This window comes from Paraburkholderia atlantica (assembly GCF_009362785.1).
GTDB lineage: Bacteria > Pseudomonadota > Gammaproteobacteria > Burkholderiales > Burkholderiaceae > Paraburkholderia > Paraburkholderia atlantica.
Genome location: NZ_WHNQ01000015.1, coordinates 1 through 18,542, shown reverse-complemented (window position 1 = coordinate 18,542; position 18,542 = coordinate 1). Strand labels below are relative to the sequence as shown.

At 64.6% G+C, this 18,542-nt stretch carries 18 protein-coding genes; 12 read left to right on the top strand and 6 right to left on the bottom strand.

Going from position 1 to position 18,542, the window contains the following annotated elements; genetic code table 11:
• Positions 1-12 precede the first annotated feature (12 nt).
• From GCT19_RS21215 to GCT19_RS21190, 6 genes are all read left to right on the top strand, one after another.
• On the top strand, positions 13-816 hold the full coding sequence (locus GCT19_RS21215; protein WP_152853045.1) for a sulfite exporter TauE/SafE family protein: 804 nt from the start codon (positions 13-15) through the stop codon (positions 814-816).
• A gap of 48 nt (positions 817-864) precedes the next feature.
• A complete protein-coding gene (locus tag GCT19_RS21210; RefSeq protein ID WP_152853044.1) occupies positions 865-1,296 on the top strand; it encodes a YeeE/YedE family protein in 432 nt (143 codons plus the stop codon).
• 1 nt (position 1,297) lies between these two features.
• Positions 1,298-1,735, top strand: coding sequence for a DUF6691 family protein (locus tag GCT19_RS21205; RefSeq protein WP_018432629.1), 438 nt, complete (start codon positions 1,298-1,300; stop codon positions 1,733-1,735).
• Positions 1,736-1,798: 63 nt separating this feature from the next.
• The gene (locus tag GCT19_RS21200; RefSeq protein ID WP_013094360.1) at positions 1,799-2,329 is read left to right on the top strand and encodes a cytochrome b; all 531 of its coding nucleotides are present in this window, start codon (positions 1,799-1,801) and stop codon (positions 2,327-2,329) included.
• Positions 2,330-2,963: 634 nt separating this feature from the next.
• Complete coding sequence (locus GCT19_RS44625; protein WP_321576844.1) at positions 2,964-5,711, top strand: putative bifunctional diguanylate cyclase/phosphodiesterase; 2,748 nt, start codon at positions 2,964-2,966, stop codon at positions 5,709-5,711.
• Between the two features lie 449 nt (positions 5,712-6,160).
• Entirely contained in the window at positions 6,161-7,882 is a 1,722-nt protein-coding gene (locus GCT19_RS21190; protein ID WP_152853134.1) for a ShlB/FhaC/HecB family hemolysin secretion/activation protein, read from the top strand.
• Positions 7,883-7,931: 49 nt separating this feature from the next.
• Here the strand turns inward: GCT19_RS21190 and GCT19_RS21185 are convergent, their stop codons facing one another.
• The 3 genes from GCT19_RS21185 to GCT19_RS21175 form a co-directional block, all read right to left on the bottom strand.
• The gene (locus GCT19_RS21185; RefSeq protein WP_152853042.1) at positions 7,932-8,501 is read right to left on the bottom strand and encodes a hypothetical protein; all 570 of its coding nucleotides are present in this window, start codon (positions 8,499-8,501) and stop codon (positions 7,932-7,934) included.
• Between the two features lie 151 nt (positions 8,502-8,652).
• Positions 8,653-9,102, bottom strand: a complete 450-nt coding sequence (locus tag GCT19_RS21180) for a CBS domain-containing protein (protein WP_321576843.1) — start codon at positions 9,100-9,102, stop codon at positions 8,653-8,655.
• A 55-nt stretch (positions 9,103-9,157) separates the two neighbouring features.
• The gene (locus GCT19_RS21175; RefSeq protein ID WP_152853133.1) at positions 9,158-9,835 is read right to left on the bottom strand and encodes a phosphoribosyltransferase; all 678 of its coding nucleotides are present in this window, start codon (positions 9,833-9,835) and stop codon (positions 9,158-9,160) included.
• Positions 9,836-10,018: 183 nt separating this feature from the next.
• On the opposite strand from GCT19_RS21175, the gene GCT19_RS21170 reads away from it, so the two are divergent.
• Together GCT19_RS21170 and GCT19_RS21165 are read left to right on the top strand one after the other, a co-directional pair.
• Positions 10,019-10,540 (top strand): universal stress protein, encoded by a 522-nt coding sequence (locus GCT19_RS21170; protein WP_152853041.1) that lies wholly within the window; start codon positions 10,019-10,021, stop codon positions 10,538-10,540.
• A gap of 32 nt (positions 10,541-10,572) precedes the next feature.
• A complete protein-coding gene (locus GCT19_RS21165; RefSeq protein WP_152853040.1) occupies positions 10,573-10,902 on the top strand; it encodes a hypothetical protein in 330 nt (109 codons plus the stop codon).
• Positions 10,903-10,984: 82 nt separating this feature from the next.
• Here the strand turns inward: GCT19_RS21165 and GCT19_RS21160 are convergent, their stop codons facing one another.
• Both GCT19_RS21160 and GCT19_RS21155 read right to left on the bottom strand, forming a co-directional pair.
• Complete coding sequence (locus GCT19_RS21160) at positions 10,985-11,674, bottom strand: CBS domain-containing protein (protein WP_026228122.1); 690 nt, start codon at positions 11,672-11,674, stop codon at positions 10,985-10,987.
• A 302-nt stretch (positions 11,675-11,976) separates the two neighbouring features.
• A complete protein-coding gene (locus GCT19_RS21155) occupies positions 11,977-12,957 on the bottom strand; it encodes an acetyltransferase (RefSeq protein WP_152853039.1) in 981 nt (326 codons plus the stop codon).
• A 297-nt stretch (positions 12,958-13,254) separates the two neighbouring features.
• Between GCT19_RS21155 and GCT19_RS21150 the strand changes: the two genes are divergently transcribed.
• From GCT19_RS21150 to GCT19_RS21140, 3 genes are all read left to right on the top strand, one after another.
• The gene (locus GCT19_RS21150) at positions 13,255-14,946 is read left to right on the top strand and encodes a bifunctional aminoglycoside phosphotransferase/ATP-binding protein (RefSeq protein ID WP_152853038.1); all 1,692 of its coding nucleotides are present in this window, start codon (positions 13,255-13,257) and stop codon (positions 14,944-14,946) included.
• Positions 14,947-15,282: 336 nt separating this feature from the next.
• Positions 15,283-15,930, top strand: coding sequence for a response regulator (locus GCT19_RS21145; protein WP_018432616.1), 648 nt, complete (start codon positions 15,283-15,285; stop codon positions 15,928-15,930).
• 82 nt (positions 15,931-16,012) lie between these two features.
• Positions 16,013-17,044, top strand: coding sequence for an Acg family FMN-binding oxidoreductase (locus tag GCT19_RS21140; RefSeq protein ID WP_152853037.1), 1,032 nt, complete (start codon positions 16,013-16,015; stop codon positions 17,042-17,044).
• Positions 17,045-17,085: 41 nt separating this feature from the next.
• Here the strand turns inward: GCT19_RS21140 and GCT19_RS21135 are convergent, their stop codons facing one another.
• Complete coding sequence (locus GCT19_RS21135; RefSeq protein ID WP_152853036.1) at positions 17,086-18,075, bottom strand: zinc-dependent alcohol dehydrogenase family protein; 990 nt, start codon at positions 18,073-18,075, stop codon at positions 17,086-17,088.
• Positions 18,076-18,244: 169 nt separating this feature from the next.
• Here GCT19_RS21135 and GCT19_RS21130 point away from each other — a divergent pair.
• The coding region (locus GCT19_RS21130; RefSeq protein ID WP_193727433.1) for a Phenylacetic acid catabolic protein at positions 18,245-18,542 on the top strand (298 nt) is incomplete at its 3' end.

Genomic DNA, 18,542 nt, shown 5'->3' with positions numbered 1-18,542 from the left:
ACGGGGTCTTCGATGCTGCTGTCTCTTGTTCTCGGCGCGCTGGTGGGCGCGACTCTCGGGCTGACCGGCGCGGGCGGCGGCATTCTTGCCGTGCCCGTGCTCGTGTTCGGCATGGGCTGGCCGCTGCAGCAGGCCACGCCGGTCGCGCTCGTCGCGGTGGCCGGCAGCGCAGCGGTGGGCGCGCTCGAGGCGTTCCGCAAGCGCCTCGTCCGTTATCGCGCCGCGCTGCTGATGGCCGCCGCGGGGATGCCCGCCACCGCCGCCGGCGCGCGCCTCGCGCATGCGTTGCCGCAACGGGGGCTGCTCGGGCTGTTCGCCGCGGTGATGCTGGTGGTCGCGTTCCGGCTGCTGCGTCAGACGCTCGCGCGCCGCGCGTCGGGCCACGCGCAATCGTCGATGTGCGTCGCGCATGTCGACCCGGCGACCGGCCGCTTTCGCTGGACCTGGCCGACCGCAGCCGCGCTCGCGGCCACCGGTTCGCTGACCGGATTGATGACGGGTATGCTCGGTGTCGGCGGCGGCTTCATCATCGTGCCGATGATGCGCAGGCTGACTGACGTGTCGATGCACGGCATCGTCGCGACTTCGCTGATGGTGATCGCGCTCGTCGGCAGTGGCGGCGTTCTCGCGACGGCCGCGCACGGCGCGACACTTCCACTCGAAGTCGCGTTGTGGTTCACTGGCGCCACCGCCGCCGGAATGCTCAGCGGACGGCTCGCGTCGCATCACATCGCCGCCCATCAGGTGCAGTTGGGCTTTGCGAGCATCCTCGTGTGCGTGGCGGTCGGCCTGCTGGTCAAAGCAGTGCTGATGTAAGCGCTGTGGCTGCCCTCCACCCCACCCAACCATCAAACAGAGAGAACGATGATCGATCTCGACAATTTCACTCCGATCGCCTCCCTGTGCGGAGGCCTGCTGATCGGCGTCGCGGCTGCGGCGATGGTGCTTTTGCTGGGCCGCATCGCCGGAATCAGCGGGATAGTCGGCGGCCTGCTGCGCTGGACCAGGCGCGACGGCCCATGGCGCGTCGCCTTCGTTGCCGGGTTGATCGTTGCCGCACTGATCGCGCGCGCGGTCGATGCGCCCGTCGCAATCACCGTCGACGCGTCGTGGCCCGCCGTAATCGCGGCCGGCTTGCTGGTCGGCATCGGCACCCGCTATGGCAGCGGCTGCACGAGCGGACACGGCGTGTGCGGCATTTCACGCGGCGCCACGCGCTCGCTGGTCGCGACGGCGACCTTCATGGCGGCCGGCTTCGTCACCGTCTACATCATTCGACATCTTCTCGGAGCCTAAGATGGCAACAGCTGTTTCATTCGTATGCGGGCTGCTGTTCGGCTTCGGCCTGCTGTTGTCGGGCATGGCGAACCCCGCGAAAGTACAGGGCTTCCTCGATCTCGCCGGACGCTGGAACCCGTCGCTCGCCTTCGTGATGATGGGCGCGGTGGCCGTCGCGGCAATCGGCTTCGCGATCGCGAAGCGCCGCGACAAGTCGCTGCTCGGATTGCCGATGCAAATTCCCGCGTCGACGCACGTCACGGGAAGACTCGTGCTGGGCAGTGGCGCGTTCGGCGTCGGTTGGGGAATTGCCGGGTTCTGTCCCGGCCCCGCGCTCGTCGCGCTCGGCCTCGGGTCGGCCAAAGCGTGGGTGTTCGTCGGGGCGATGATCGTGGGAATGGCCATCTTCGAGTTGTTCGAACGGCGCAGACAGACGGCCTTGGCGACCGGTTCTTAACCTGACCTTAAGGTGCGGCCATGTACCATCCGTTTCACCCGAAACCCACTCACAGGCGCCCCTATGCAAGTCTCGACTGAACACCGCTATGACCTCGTCGCACGTTTGCTCCATTGGCTCGTCGTCGGGCTGGTTGCCGCACAGTTCGTGATCGGCTGGACGATGCCGGACGTGCACCGCGATACCGTGCCGGACGGCGCAATCGCCTGGCACCTTGGCGTCGGCACCGCACTGCTCGCGGTGATGGTGTTGCGGGTGCTGTGGCGCGTGACTCACCCGTCGCCGCCCGACAATTTGCCGCCGCTGTTTCGCATCGCTTCCAAAATCACGCACCTGGCGCTGTACGTGCTGCTCGTGCTGGTACCGCTGCTCGGCTGGATCAACGCGTCGTCGCGTACGTGGACGGTCCGTCTCGGCGGACTTGTTTCCTTACCCGCACTGTCGGCACCGGGCTCGTCATTCGGGCATGCGATGGGCGATGTTCACGGCGTTCTCGCGTGGGTGCTGTTCGGTGTCATCTGCCTGCATATCGCTGCGGCAATGTTTCATCAGTTCGTCTCCGGCGACCGGGTTCTGCAGCGCATGAAGATCTAGCGCGACCCCGTATAAGCAAAGCCACCGCAACTCAACAAGGTCTCTTTCGATCTCCGCCATGCGCGCTCACGCGCATGGCGGGAATAAATCGGCGTGCGCGCTCGTTCTGGAGTCCGGAGAAGGCGCTTCGCGCAGGCAAGCATCCACCCAACGCGGTATTCGCTTGCCCCACTACGCCGATGTAAATGCGACGCCGGTCATGCCGAGCGCGAAGTGCGATGCTGTCGCACAGTTACCGCAGTGGGCAGGGGTTCGTGCGCGCTGCGCATGACCGAATGCGGAACTGGCCGTCGGGGAGACGGACATGTCGAAGGCATTTGCAGGCGATGATGCCCGAACGCCAGGCACTAGCGCGGACCGAACGCTGGCGTGTTGGATTCGTGAATGGATTCTACGCTCAAACTCTGAGCGCTCTTTTTCAGGTGATTGTTGAACGTTCTCCGTCGAACCGTCGGTCGTCCAGACTACGGGCGAAGCAGGTTGATTCTCAAGTTCTTCTTCTTGCTGCCGATACCTTCACTGAGGAGACAATAACCCGGTTACCGCGCGCAATAACCGGTAAAAGATGCTGACGCACAGCCATGCCGCCGTCGAGTATCAATGTTCTGCACTCACGCGCGCTGATTCTGAATCGATGCAATACATTCCAAGCTTAGGCATCGCTGGCGTGATTGGCCGGTGGAGGCGGCGACATGGCGTCGACCGGCAACTGATCATCACCGTCGCCCTGGTGTTGACTGGCCTCGTCATTTTCGCTGTCGGCATTGGTTATACGCTGATATGGCACGAGCGGTCCGTTGCGGAGCGCATTCACGCCCTGCGTGCCCGCGACGACATCGAGACGCTGCAAGCAGTGCACATCCAGGCGAACGCCGACTTCCTGGTGGGGCTCGACAGTGCACGGGTGGCATCTTTCGCGTGGCCGGTGCAGCGTGTGGTGTCGGCCGCCGCCTGCTTCGACCGGCTGGAACAAAGTTACGCAAGCGACCCGCGAAGCCAACTGGTGGTGCGCCGCCTGCGCGGCGAGACGGCCGGCTGGGCGTGGCTTCTGGCCGACATCGCGGTACGTGCGCGCGTGGCGGACGGCCGCGCCTCGGTCGACAGCCCTGAGCTGCTCGCAGCAAACCGCATGCTGGCGAACATCGTGACCCAGCTGGTGACCCTCCGCGACGCGCAGACCGCTTCCCTGAGGGCTGCATCCGACAGCGCGACGCGCCACCTGGTGATAGAACGGACCGTGCTTGCAACCACGGCGCTGGCGGCATGTTTTCTCTTTTGCTATGCATTGATTGCTCACTATCGCGCCCGTATCGCGCGGCAAAGCGCGCGCGTCATCGCCTCAGAAAGCGAGCGCCGGTTCCGTCAGTACTTTGATCATCATCCACTGCCGATGTTGATTTTCGACGTCGAGACGCTATCGATTCTCGCTGCGAACCGCGCCGCCGCCTCGCAATACGGGCGCACGCGCCATCAGCTATGTTCGCTCGACATGGCCGCTCTGTATGCGCAAGCCGACTTGCCGTCGTTTCTGCGCGATCTGCACGAACTGCTGGCCGCGGCTACCACCAGCGGCTCGGCCGGTGTATGCAGGCATCGACACAGCGACGGCACGCCCGTCTACGTCGAACTGTCGTACCACTTCCTCACCTATGGCCATCATCGAGCGTGCTTCATCACGGCCGTCGACGTCACGGAGCGAAAGAACGCCGAGCTCGCGTTGTTGCTGCGAAGCCGTGCACTGGACGCAATCGGCAACGGCGTGCTTATCACGCGACCCGGTCCAAGCGGCGACGTGGTCGAATACGCGAACCCGGCATTCGAGAAAATAACCGGCTATGAGCGCCCGCAGAACGCAGGCGGCGATCACTCAGTTCGGCCGGAAACACCCGGACTGTGGCAACAGATCGGTACGGCGATTGCCGGGAAACGCGAGGCCACCACGCTGACGAAGAGCCGCCGCGCGAACGGAACAGAGTTCTGGTATCAGCTATACGTCGCGCAAGTACGCGACGAGTCGGAAAAGGTTACCCATCACATCAGCGTGGTGAGCGACCTGACAGAGCTCATCGAATCGCGCGATCTGCTGGTCAGGCAGGCGCGCCGCGATGCGCTGACGGACTTGCCGAATCGCGTGACGCTGCGTGAGCTGATCGACGCGGCGATCCTCGAGGGTCACGAGTTCGCGCTGCTGTTCATCGACCTCGATCATTTCAAAGACATCAACGACAGCCTGGGCCACGGCGCCGGCGATCGCCTGTTGCAGGAAGTTGCGCGACGCCTGTCGGCATCGGTCGGATCGGATGGCGTGGTCACCCGCTATGGCGGCGACGAGTTCGTGACGATGTTGAAGGGCTCAACCGGCGATGCCGAACTCTCCGCGCTGTTGGCGCGCGTGACGCAAACGCTGGACGAGCCGGTGCAAATCGACGACATGCAACTGCGGGTCCGGATGAGCGTTGGGGTCAGCTGCTATCCGCAGGACGGCACAGACTGCGAAACGCTGCTGAAACACGCCGACCTCGCGATGTATCGAGTCAAGGCAGGCGGGCGTAACGGCGTCGAGCGATTTGCACCTTCGCTCGCACATGAAGCGGCTCAGCGCATCGCGCTATCGCACAAGCTGCGCAACGCCGTCGAGCACAACGGCTTCGAGCTGGTGTACCAGCCGCAAGTGGAGATACGCAGTTACCGGCTGACCGGGGTCGAGGCGCTGATCCGCTGGCACGACGCGGACTTCGGCACGGTCAGCCCAACGACGTTCATACCCTTGGCCGAAGACATTGGTTTGATTTCGTCAATCGGAGAATGGGTGCTGCAAACTGCCTGTGCACAGGCAAAGCGCTGGGAAGAAGTGCTGCCGGAGTTGCGCATGTCGGTCAACGTGTCGCCGAGCCAGCTTACTTCGAGTGATTTCGGCGCCGTCGTGCGGCGTGCTCTTGCCGCGTCGCAATTGGCCGCGGACCGGCTGGAACTGGAGATTACCGAAGGAGGCCTGGTCGCCCCGGGCGCTCTGCCCACGCTGCGCGCCCTGCACGACATCGGCGTATCCATAGCGATCGACGACTTCGGCGCCGGTTACTCGAGCCTGGCTTATCTGCGCAGCTTTCACGCTGACCGTCTGAAGATCGACATGTCGTTCATCCGCGGCATTGGCAGCAGTCGTGCGGATGAGACGATTATCGGTGCGATCATCGCACTTGCCCGCAACCTGCGTTTCGAAGTCGTCGCGGAAGGCGTCGAACGAGCGGAGCAATTGGCTTTTCTTGCCGAGGCCGGCTGCGAGATCGTTCAGGGATACTACTTCGCCGCGCCACAGCAAGCGGCGAATATTCCGGGCTACGCGGCGAGCCTGATCGGCGAGTTACACGAGTTGCAAAAATAGCGCGTCGTGAGAGCCCCCGCGCGGCCACTACGCTCGCGTGATCAGGCCGCCTCGAGACGCGGACGGATTAGCGGCGGTACATATGGTGGATACCCTAGGTAAGTGTTTCCTCCATACGTCGAACGCGGCAGGCACGCGGTGGCGGGTGCCTACGACGACCATCCGAACTGCGAGTCGTTCGAGAGGTGTGCAGAGGGTTCGAGCTTCTTTTGGAGATTCGCGCGAGGTGCTTCGACTAGAATGATTTCGACGCGCGGCTCCGCACTCGATGCACTACACCCGTCAACAGGTATCGCGATGAACCACGGAAGGCTCGTCTTGCATGCGCGATGGCATCGCTTGCAGCGCAACGCGCGCGCAGCGTCGCCGCGGCCTGCTGCCTCCAGCCGCAGCGCTTTGCAATCAAACGATCGATGAAACCGCGATCCGCCGACTGCGCTGCTGTCCTGATGATCGCGTCGTGCGTTGCGGGCCTCATGCAGACCTCACCCGTAGCGGCACAGGCATGGCGCGATCTCGCGCCTCAACCCACCCCGCAGGCGCCGCGAAGCGCGCCGCCGCCCGCCTCCCCGGAAACCCAGGCCGAGTCCGCACGGATCGCAGTCGAGCGGCTTGCCGGGCTGATCTTCGAACCGGCCGGCGCGTCCGCGGCGGCATCGGTGACGCAGCAACAACGCATCGTCGCGCAAGGACTGCCCGTACTCGACGCCGCGTTCCTGCAGAGCTTCGGCACGGACCTCGACAAGCCGCTGAGCTTCGGCCGCCTCGCCGAGATTCGCCGCGCCGTGGTCGCGCGTTATCGGGCAGCGGGAAAGCCGCTAGTCGACGTCTACGTGCCGGAACAGGACGTCAGCTCGGGGGTCGTGCGCATCGCCATTGCCGAGTTCAAGCTCGGGCGGGTTCATGCAAGCGGCAACACCTACTTTCCGAGCAGGCTTCTCGAACGTGAAATGCCGCTCGAGCCCGGCGCACCGATCCCGCAATCGACGGTCTCAAAGGGACTTGCCGTGCTCAACGCGAATCCTTATCGACGGGTCGATGCTGTCTTTGCACCCGGTGAAGCAGCGGACACGACCGACGTCGTGCTGCAAACCGAAGACCGTCTGCCGCTTCGGGTCAGCGCGGGCTACGACAATGCAGGCGTGCCGGACCTCGGCCGTGACCGGTTCTTTGCGGGCATCGGCTACGGCAACCTGTTTGGGCTCGATCAGCAGATCGCCTATCAATTCACGGCAAGCAACGATTTTTTCAGCGGCAATCCGGATATCGAAGGCCGCCCGAACCGCGCCCGCTTCACCGCGCACGCGCTGAACTACACGGCGCCGCTGCCCTGGCTCGACAGTATCGAGTTGTTCGGCGTCTACGCGCAGAGCACGCCACGGTTGCCCGACACGTACGGACAGACGGGCATTTCCGCGCAGCTTAGCTTCCGTTATGACTTGCGTCTGCCGACCATCACGGACATGGCGCAGCTGGTCCAGATCGGATACGACTTCAAGCGGAGCAACAACGATCTGGAATTCGGCGGCTCCCAGGTTTTCAACTCGAATACGCACATCCATCAGTTCGTGTTGGCTTACGACATCAGCAAACCGACCGAGGCGGGCACGGCGCACGCGGCGGCGACACTCGTCGCCAGTCCGGGTGGATGGGATGGCAGCAACCAGGACGCGGCATTCAACGCCGCGCGGCAGGGCGCGACGGCCCGTTACATCTATATGCAGTTGACTGCGTCCCGCGCCACCGCGCTGGGCGCGGGTTTCACACTGATCACGAACGGAACGTTTCAGTGGACGCCGAACACGTTATTGCCAAGCGAGGAGATGGGGCTCGGCGGGGAGTTCAGTGTGCGAGGTTATGACCCATACGTGACGCTCGGCGACCGCGGCTGGAACATCCAGACCGAGGTGCGCACGCCTGCGATCGCTCTCGGCGCGAGCAACGCTGTCGTGCAACCCTTCGTGTTTTTCGATGCCGGCCGCGTCTGGAGCACCATCGACCAGCCAGCGGAGAACAACCCCGGTCTGCTCGCGGGCATCGGCGCGGGCGTGCGCTTTCAATGGTCGAGATTCGTGGATTTTCGCTGCACCTATGGCGCACCGTTGCGCTCGGCAACGCCGAATGGTTCGAAGGCACCGATCGTGCTTTTGTACGTGTCGCTCGGAACATGAGCCATCGACGAGTCATCTCCCGACAGTCAACGACGCCTGATTGCTCATTTCATTGCGCGGCACGTTGCTCGTCGGCGCGGCCCTCATCTAGCCGTCTCGCCCCTTCCACGCTTTCGATGGAATCACCTGCGGCGCCGAAGCCGCGTTCGACGTCCGTCGCGACGCCTCGGCCGGCCGGCGCGTCGAGCGCTGGCGGGCCGTCGTCCGGAACCGACGGTGCCACGTCCGCAACGCGACGCGACGAGCGCCGGCTAGCCGCCTTCGCATCGAACCACGCGACGTCGCGGCGCAAGCCGTCCACGTAGGCACGCCAGCCTCGCGGATTGTCACTGAACAGAGACGCGCGCACGGATGCAGCCAGCGCGTCCCTGTCGAGACGGTTGTCCAGCAACCATTGCGGCCACCGGCAGAATGCGTGAAGCGCACGGGTTCTGAACACGGCCACGGGCATATCCGGGCGCAGCTGCGCGAGCAGCGGCTCGTCATCGAGAATCGGGTGTCGTGCGATCAGCTCGCCAATCGTTGCCGCGCTCGGCGCCATATCGTCGAGTCGAACGATCAATTGCATCACGCGCCCCAGATGAAGCAGCAGCGCGCGCCTTTCGAGAGCGTCTTCCATGATTCGCGGTGCCTTCGATCAAGACAGTCGAATTGCATCCGGTCGATTGCGTCGCGTTGCGGGCCGCTGTCTGACCGGCGTTCCACATACAAGCCTACGGCGCCTGGCGGCGCGGATATTGATCCGGGTCAATGCATGCGCCGCGTTTGCGTCAAGCACGGGTCTTCTGCTCGATGTGGGGCTGGCGATCCGTCACCAGCGCCAGCTCCGACAGAAGCCCAGCCACCGCCTCGAGCAGATCGTCGAGCGACACGATGCCGGTCAGCGCGCCAGCGGCGTCGACGACCGGCAGGCGCCGCACGCCGTTCAGACGCATTCGCGAGGCGGCAAGCCAGAGATCATCGCCCGCGTCGACGAGCGCCGGCGGCGATGACATCACGTCGTTCACGAAGATCTTCTCGGAGTTGGCCTGTTTGGCCACGATCGCCAACACGATGTCGCGATCGGTCAACATCCCGACGGGCACGCTACGCCCGCCGATCGTCTCAACCACCACGATGTCGCCGACATGCTGTTCGCGCATCAGTTGCGCGGCCTCGAGAATCGTCGCTTGCCGTCCGCAGACGGTGACGTCCCGCGTACAAATGGTTCCCGTATTCACGATACATGCCCCACGTTCGACACGACCTGCCGCCGTGTATCCGTTCGCCGCGCCTTCACCCGATCGGGTCCGAGCTCTGCTCGGGCTCCCAGCCGCGCGCCGCAGCGAGACACGCGCGGACTTCTTCATCGGTCGTCTGTTCGAAATTCACATAGAACCCGCCGATCCCCATCAGCAAGTCCGGCTGCAACACGCTGACGAACGCGTCCGCGATTCCTTCGAATGCCATCGGCGCATCGGATTGCGCCACCGGGACCGCCACCACGATCCGGGCAGGATTTCTGCCACGGAGTGCGTCGATTGCAGCATGCATCGACGCCCCTGTCGCGATGCCGTCGTCGATCACGATCACGGTCTTACCCTGCACTGCCACCGGCGGGCTGTCCCCACGGTACGCCAGTTCCCTGCGCGCGAGTTCGGCCCTTTCGCGGGCGATCACATCGGCCAATTGGGTGTCACTGATTTGCAGTTCGCGAAGTACCGACCTTTCCAGATGAAGGGCGCCCCCGGTCGCGATGGCGCCCATCGCCAGTTCCTCGTCTTGAGGCGCGCCGAGCTTTCTGACGACGAGAACGTCGAGCTTCGCACGCAACTCCCGCGCGACTTCGAATGCGACAGGAACGCCGCCGCGCGGCAGCGCCAGCACGACCAGATCGCCGCGGCCCTGATAGTCGCGCAGTGCGTGGGCCAGCTGTTTGCCAGCGTCGGTGCGGTCGCGAAACCGGTTGCCCATCACGTTTTCTCCCCCCGCAACGCCGGGGCGCGTTGCCTCAGTCACTATGCCATCAATCGCCAGCATCAAGCGTTCCTCGATGCAGGGTCATGAAAGCGCATTTCGATTGACGTAGGTCAGTAGTCGATCCGCATCGGCGGCCGATCATGAATACCGACAACACGCGAGACGCGGAGGCCGACGATGTTCTCCAACATTCTGGTCGCGGTGGACGGCAGCGAGAGCGCCGCCCAGGCGTTCGAGACAGCGCTGCAGTTCGCCTCTGATACCGGCGCGCGCTTGCATCCGCTGTTCGTCATCGATTTGCCGGTCATGCTTCCCGAAGTGCCGGGCGTCAACGCGGCAGCCATGCGCGAGGCGCTCAGGCAGGACGGCGAACGGCTCATGAAGCACTGCGTCGGGACCATGGCGCGGCACGGTGTGCAGGGCACGCCGGAAATCGATGATCTGGTGCGCCCCGAGGAGGACGTCGCTCACCGCATCGAGGTCGCCGCGGCGAAGCTCGAGGCCGATGTCATCGTGATCGGCACACACGGTCGACGCGGCCCCGGCTACGCACCGCTCGGCAGCGTGGCCGAACAGATACTGCGCAGCACCACCCGCCCGGTGCTGGCGATCCCCGCGCGCCGGACCGCCCCCGCCTCAGCGGAGCAGACGGGGGGCGCCGTCACGACATATTCAGATACCGGGCAATCTCAGAGCTGACTCCTGGCACTGCATGATCCGCAATACAGACAATGGACGTCGTCATGAATGGAGAGGTTACCGAACTCCGCGATCATGCATTCGCCTGCACCGCGGACGCGAATGCGCGTAAAGACGCGGAATCGACGGAGCTGTCCGCGGCGATCCGCTGCGAAGCCGCCACTCGGGCCCGGGTCGCCATATCCCATCAACGTCTGCTGCGGCAACGGGCGCTCGTGCATGGACTTGCTGTTGGCGGAGTCGATCAGTCCATTGCGCGACACTGCCTGCAGGGACTGGAAGCCTCTTTTCATGCATTGAGCCTGATCTGGGAGATGCGCCTTCACAAGCTCGATGCGCTGCTGGACAGCGAGGCCCGGTGACGTGACCGACGCGCCCCGCCCACGGGACATCCGTCGATTGCGATTGGACCGGGCTGGCAGGTCCGAGCGGCGGCGCCCCTGTTCACATCGGCGTGAACGGGACCGGATATTCCAGATGATCCTTTACTTCCTTTACGCCTGGCGCGCGCGCGGCGGCGGCGAGGATCGCCTGGCGCTCTTCCTCGGAGCGTATCGGACCCCAGCAATGTGCGACGCCATCCGTGACGATCAGGTCGTCGGCATCAAGCGCCCAACGCTGCCCTTGGAGTTCCTTCATGATCGCGGCGCGAATCTGCTCGTCCGACGGTTGCGCATCGAGCTGCGCGGGCGCGCAACTCGCGAGAGCGCGCACCAGATTGGCCCTGCTGACGATGCCGACGAGCTTGCCGTCGCGCAACACGGGTAGCCGCTTGATGTGCTTGCGCCCGAGCAGTTCGGCGACCGCAGTGAGTGGCGCGGATTCGTCGACGGTGACGGCGGGGGCGCTCATCACGTCACGTACCCGAATCGAACGCTCCTTCAGATACTCGACCGCGAGCTGTCGCGTAGGCGCGATGAACTGGGCGAGCCACGAGCGTCGCGGCGTTTCGGTGCCGGTTTCGACGCGCCGGAGCAGGTCGCCCTCGCTGACGATGCCAATCACGCTGCCTGTGTCGTCGAGAACGGGCATGCCGCTGATCTTGCTGTCGGCGAGCAGCTTTGCCGCGTCGTAGACCGAGCTGTCCGGTGCGATCGACACGACCTGGGTCGTCATGATGTCCGAGGCTTGCATAGTGATCTCCGTTTCGAGTGCGCTGCGCTGCCGCACACCGACGCAGGCAGGCACGAGGCGACGCAATGGACAGGCGCTGAAGGACGCGTCGCCGTGCTCCCTTCGGCACCCACTTCGAATCCGCTCGCTCGGCGTGTCGACCGGTTGTTGCAACGCGTCGATTTCGCCGTGCGATGCGCCAATCAAAAAGAACCGGCCACTGATGATCAGCCCCCGGTTCCGGTACAGCCCAATGATCGATGCACAGCGGCCTGCCATTGTTGACTTGCATCAAGCCCGCCAAGCGAGGATGCAGCATCGAACTAGCGACCACCCGCTCCGCGAGATTCGCGGCAAAAAACCGTGCTGAATGCGGCCGCGAATTCGTCGAGCCGCGCGCGATCGAGCCCGTCGATACCCGCCGCAGCGACCCTGCCGTTTCCGCCGAACTTCCTGCAAAGGATGTCGGCGCCGCCCGGGCAATCGAGCGGCGCCCGTACACTCGCTGTGTATCGGCCATCGGCGCCGGCCGTCAGCACCGCGTGCGCTCGCGCCGGATCGCGTCGCGCGACGAGATTGGCGAAATCGCCTCGCACGCGTCGCGCCCACGCGGCGTCGGGAAGAATGTGCAGCGTTCCATTGGCGAGCCGCCGGACCTCCGCGAGTCCCAAGGCCAGTTCGAGGTCTTCCGTTCGCCGCGTCTGCAGTTCGGGCAGCACGCTGGTCGACGCAATGAATTCGAGCGGGTCCGAATAGGGCTGAATTGCGCGATACATGTCGACTGGCTCGACTGCAAGATCGCCTACGCTGTCCCCGTACGCGTTGTAGTTGATCGCTTCGCCAAGTTCGCGCAGTTTACGCTCGTCGGACGTGCTGATCGCGCACGCGGTGGCGGCCCGATGCGCTGCCGGATGCAGGTTGTCGCCATAGGCCGCGACCACCGCCCAGCGCGTGTACCGGCCTTGCAAATGGCGGTCCACGAGCAGCGCCGTGCACATATCCGGTGACGTATCGATATGCGTCGTCAGCAACGCGTTTGCGGGTATCGGGCCGGAGAAATGATGATCGAAATAGTCGATCTTTACGCCAAGATCCAGCAATGCCATGAGCGGACCGCGGTTCGCATCGAGCGAAATATCCAGCACGGTCACGCTGTCGCCCGGCTGCGCGTTCGCGCGGTGCAGCAGCGTGACCTCGCGCTTGGCTCCGGTGATCAGGACGGTGTCGGCAGGCTCGGCGAGCCGCAACTGATGCAGCGCGCAAATGCCGTCGGCATCGCCATTGAAAATATCGAATTGCTTCATCCGCTGCTCCACCCGCGCGACGCTGCCACGATCGCACGCGGTTCGACTGGGGTCAAACGGTGCCCCCGCTCCACCTCATATGGAAGCGTACGCCGGTATCGTCCGCTTGACCGCCTCGTTGATACAGATCAAGCCGGTTACCATACGCGATGACTTAAATGGGTAGACGATTTCGGCTCGCGCATAAGACTGGCGCCGGCCGTCCCGGTACGTGGAGGTCAACGTGACGAATCAAACGCTCGTGTTTCTCCATCACACGCGGCCCGGCGCGCCGCTCGTCGCGACATGGAGGCTGGCATGAGTTCGCCGCCGAGCCGCAAGCCTTCCGCACGCCGAGCCGATGCCACACTTCACGGCATCCTGCATGTCGCCAACCGATTGCGCGCCGCGCGTCGCAGCCTGCGCGGACTCGACGCGACGCTGCGCAGGCCGGGCAGCTACCGTCATCCGGCGGGCGGGATCGTCAGGATCGAAACGCATATATCCGTCGTGTATCTCGCCGGGCGCTTCGCGTACAAGATCATCAAACCGGTCGCACCAGGCTTCGCGGACTTTACCTCGGCCGCGACACGCGAGCGCTGCTGCGAAGCCCAGCTGCGCCTGAACCGGCCACTCGCGCGAGGTCTCTACGCCGACGTGATACCGATTGCGCGCCGTGCCGGCGTGCTGGCGCTCGGCGCTGGCGGCGTGGCCGTCGAGCACGTGGTCAAGATGCGCCGCTTCGACGAGGCGATGCTCTTTTCGAGTCTCGCGGCACACGCAGCGCTGACGCCGCGCGACGTCGACGGCGCCGCGAAGCGGCTCGCCCACTATCACCTGAGCGCACCCCGCAACGCGCCCTCGTCGCGCTACGGCAGCGCGACGCTGGTGCGAACCCAGATCGAAACGATCAACGCACCGCTGCTGGCCAATTGCAGCCATCCCGCGCTGCCCGGCATTGCCGCGTGGTGCGCGCGACAGCTCGACGAACTCGCGCCGCTGATCGAGCGGCGCCGCGCCGAGGGTTTCGTGCGCGGCTGCCATGGCGATCTGCATCTCGACAACGTGGTTCGCTGGCGCGGCGCCATCGCGATGTTCGACTGTATCGACTTCGACGATGCGCTACGCTGGATCGACGTCGCGGCGGACGTCGCGTTTCTCGTGATGGACCTGCGCGCGCGAGCGGAACCCCGGCTCGCAAATCGCCTGTTGAACCGTTGGCTCGAAACCTCGGGCGACTATGCGGCGCTGTCTTTGATGCCTTTGTACATCGCCTATCGGGCGCTGGTGCGGGCGTGGGTCGCGTGTCTGAAAGCGGGGTACGTGGCCGGCCGCAACGTCGCGGTCCCGCAACCGGCGCTGCGCTACCTCGAGGTCGCGCGAGAGCAAACGCAGAATCCGGCACCCGTTCTGCTGCTGTGTCATGGCTTTTCCGGTTCGGGGAAATCGGTCGCGAGCCGCGCCCTCGCGGACCTGTGCGGCGCGGTACGCGTGTCGAGCGACGCCGAACGCAAACGCATGCGGCCAGTGTCCGACGCGCAAATGACGCTCGGCGCCGAACACTACACGCAAGCTGCGCGTCACGCGATCTACGATCACCTGCTTGGACTCACGCACGGCGTGCTGCAAAGCGGCCACAGCGTGATCGTCGACGCGACCTTCCTCGAAACGAGTCACCGCAGCACGTTTTTCGCGCTCGCCGAACGGCTTGGCGTACCGGCCCGCATTCTCGACTTTCGGGCCGACCCAGCGGTGCTCGCGCAACGCATCGAAGCGCGCCGGCTCGGTCCGCGCGATCTGTCCGACGCGGACACCGCCACGCTCGCGCATCAACTCGCGAGCGCCGACGCACTGACGCCGGAGGAACAGGCGCTGAGCTTGTCGTTCGACACCGCGGTACCGATGGCGGCGTTCGACTCGCCCGAGTACTGGCGGGCGGTGATCGGGTGGATGCAGCCGCGCATGGAAGCCGTCGCGGCTGCCTCGCGTGTTACGAATGCCGCGTGTTAGCCGGGCAATCGGTCAGTGCGTGCCTGCTCGCGCCGCGGTCGTTCGTGGCCGGCGTCGATTGCCATGGGCTCATCCTGTTCCGACGCGAAGCGGCGTGATTGACCTGAGTCAGCCGCGGTCAAAGGCGGGCCGCAGATAGCCGACGATGGATCGTGAACGACACGCCGATCGCGAGACCGCTGGAGCCAACGGTCACGAAAAGCCGACTAAAATCGATTTGCGTGCGCGAACGCGCGTCGATGCCCGGCGATTCCATGCGCATTGACTCAGCGCAAAGCGCGAACTTCGCGATTGCTTCAGGTTTCCCTGCCCATGGATGCAACCGGAAGATCACCCATGATCAAGGTGTTGCTGGCCGACGACCACACGCTCGTGCGCGACGGATTGCGCCATATCCTGCAGCAAACGAACGGCTTCGAGGTAGCCGGCGAAGCGTGCGACAGCGCGACGACGATCGCGCTGATTCGCGCGACCCAGGCACACGTCCTCGTGCTCGACCTGTCGATGCCGGGGCGCAACGGCATTGAACTGATCAAGCAGATCAAGGAGGAAAAACCCGATCTGCGGATTCTGGTGCTGACGATGCACGCCGAACAGCAATACGCGGTGCGCGCGTTCAAGGCGGGCGCGTCGGGCTATCTGACCAAGGAAAGCGCGAGCGCGGAACTGGTCGGCGCGGTGACGAAAGTCGCGTCAGGGGGCGTCTATGTGAGCCTCGCGATGGCCGAACGCTTCGCGCAGAATCTGAACGAGCCCGCCGACGCGCTGCCGCACCAGCGCTTGTCCGACCGCGAATTCGACGTGTTCCGGCGGCTCGTCGAAGGCCAGAGCATCACCGAGATCGCCAACGAACTCTGCGTCAGCGTGAAAACGATCAGCACGCACAAGACGCGCATCCTCGAAAAAATGCAGATGCCGAACGAGAACGGGCTGGTTCGCTATGCGATCCGCCACAAGCTGTTCGACGACGAGAACGATTTGTAGTGCTTCCCTGCCACGGCGCCCGGTGACACGATAACGACACCAACCGCGTGCTTGCGGCCCTGATCCGACAGGAGACTTCGAGATGAGCGATGCCGCGCAACATGATGCCTGGGAAATCGGTGAACCGCACTTTCCCGCCTCCACGCCAGTGGAACAGCAGCTGCGCTTTGCGCTGCACTATGCGGTTCTCGCGCCGTCGAATCACAATACACAACCGTGGCGGTTCATCGTCGACGGCGAGACCGTACAGATCTGCGCCGACCGCATGCGCGCGCTTCCCGTGGTCGATCCTTTCGATCGCGAACTTCTGATGAGCTGCGGCGCCGCTTTGTTCAATCTTCGCGTGGCGCTGTGCCGCCTCGGTCTCGCTTATGCGATCACACTGTTTCCAGCGGAAGCGGACCCCGACATCGTGGCGCTCGTACGCGTGTCGCGCGACGGACCTCGCGACCCGCACCTGCACGATCTTTTCGACGCGCTGACGGCGCGCGTGACGACGCGTGCGCCGTTCGTCGACGAACCTGTGCCCGCCGCACTGCAACGCAAACTCAGCGATGCCTGCGACGACGAAGGCGCGCTTGCCTGCTGCGTGGAGCAAAAAGCCGCGCGCGAGGCGCTCGCGCAACTGATCACCGATGCGGATCAAGCGCAGTTCGCCGACCCACGTTTCAGGCGCGAGCTCGCGAGCTGGATTCACCCGCGGCGGCGCGACGATGGCATGCCCGCTTACGGTACCGCTGTCGGCGCGCTGCTCGATTTCGCGGCGCCGCTCGTCAGCCTGGCCGTCCGCGTGTTCGACGCGGGCGCGGGGCAGCCAGCCACGCACCAGCACCTCGTGGATTGCTCGCCGCTGATGGTCGGCATCGCGACGATGCGCGACGATCGCGAGGCATGGCTCGCGACGGGACAGGCGCTCGAACGGATGCTGCTGGTCGCGGCATCGGCGGGATTGACCGCTTCCTACCTGAACCAGCCGATCGAAGTGGACGCACTGCGAGAGCGGCTGCGAACGCTGTTGCACACGGACGCGTTTCCGCAGCTCCTGCTTCGCGTCGGGCGCGGCCCGCGCGTCCGTCATGCGCCGAGGCGGCCGCTCGCCGATGTGGTGTCCTGACAAGCACGGGAAGTCTGCCCAGGCCGATGCCAGGCCGTGGGCTACACCGTTACCACGATCTTGCCGAACTGACCGTTGGTTTCGAGGTAGCGGTGTGCGTCGACGATCTCGTCGAACGCAAAGGTGCGATCGATGACCGGCTTCAGCGAGCCGCTTTCGAGGCCCTTGAGCACGAACTCCACCGCGGCCTTTCGGCGCGTCGGGTCGCCACTCGTCAACCAGATGTTGTGCGCCTTCACGGAATTCATCCTGGCGATCATTTGCAGCACGGGCAGCGTCGTAGCACGCTCGTCGAGCGCGCCGTACAGATACGCAATGCCCTGGAAGGACAGCGCCTCGATCAGTTTCGCGAAGTTCGGGCCGCCGACCGGATCGAAAGCGACGCGAGCCCCCTTCCCATCCGTGATTCGCATGATCTCTTCGACAAGGTCCGATTCGTCCGTCACGACCACGTGGGCGGCACCGGCGTCGAGCAACTGCTGTCTCTTGCCGGCATGGCGCGTGACGGCGATCGACGTCGCGCCCGCGTAGTTCGCTAGCTGGATCGCCGCCAGGCCAACGCTGCTCGATGCGGCCGGTACGACGACATAGTCGCCGGCGCCGACCTTCGCATCTTCGATCAGCGCGCCATACGCGGTCACGAACATCATCCACACCGAAGCGGCCTCGGCGTAGGAAAGCGACTTCGGATGCCTGACCACCGCATGGTCCGGCACGATGATGACTTCGCCGTAGGTGAAGTACTGATTCATCGAGAACGACGGGATCACACTGACCTCGTCTCCAGGCGCGAAATCGACGACGCCCTCGCCCACCGCATCGACGATGCCGGCCGCCTCGTACCCGAGCCCGGCCGGAAAGCGGACGGGCTCGATGTACCGGTCGGTGCGCCACATCGATTCCGCGCGATTGAGACCGATCGCCTTCACGTTGATGCGAACTTCACCGCGGCCTGGGCCGCGGACCGATTCTTCGACGAATCGAAGCACTTCGGGCGCACCGGCCTCGGTAAACCTGACAGTCCGTGACATCACTACCTCCTGGATGGATTGAGGGTGAAGCAATCTCGCCCGCGTGCAAAAGATCGTCCGAGGGTATCCCCGATCCTATTCCACTTGTCGACGGAAAGTAAAATTCAATTGACCGACCGGTCGGTTAATTTATACTGCGTCACATTGCCACTCATTCTGGATGGTGCAGATGTACACCCAATCCCTCGATATCCCCGGCAACGTCGCCCCGCTGGACGCGGACGCGAATTCGCCCGAACAGGCGCGCTTCGACGCGGTCATGGCCGCCGACGGCAAGATCGAGCCGCAGGACTGGATGCCCGACGCGTACCGCAAGACGCTGGTGCGGCAGATCTCGCAGCACGCGCACTCGGAGATCGTCGGCATGCTGCCCGAGGGCAACTGGATCACGCGCGCGCCGAGCCTGAAGCGCAAGGCGATCCTGATCGCCAAGGTGCAGGACGAGGCCGGCCACGGGCTCTACCTGT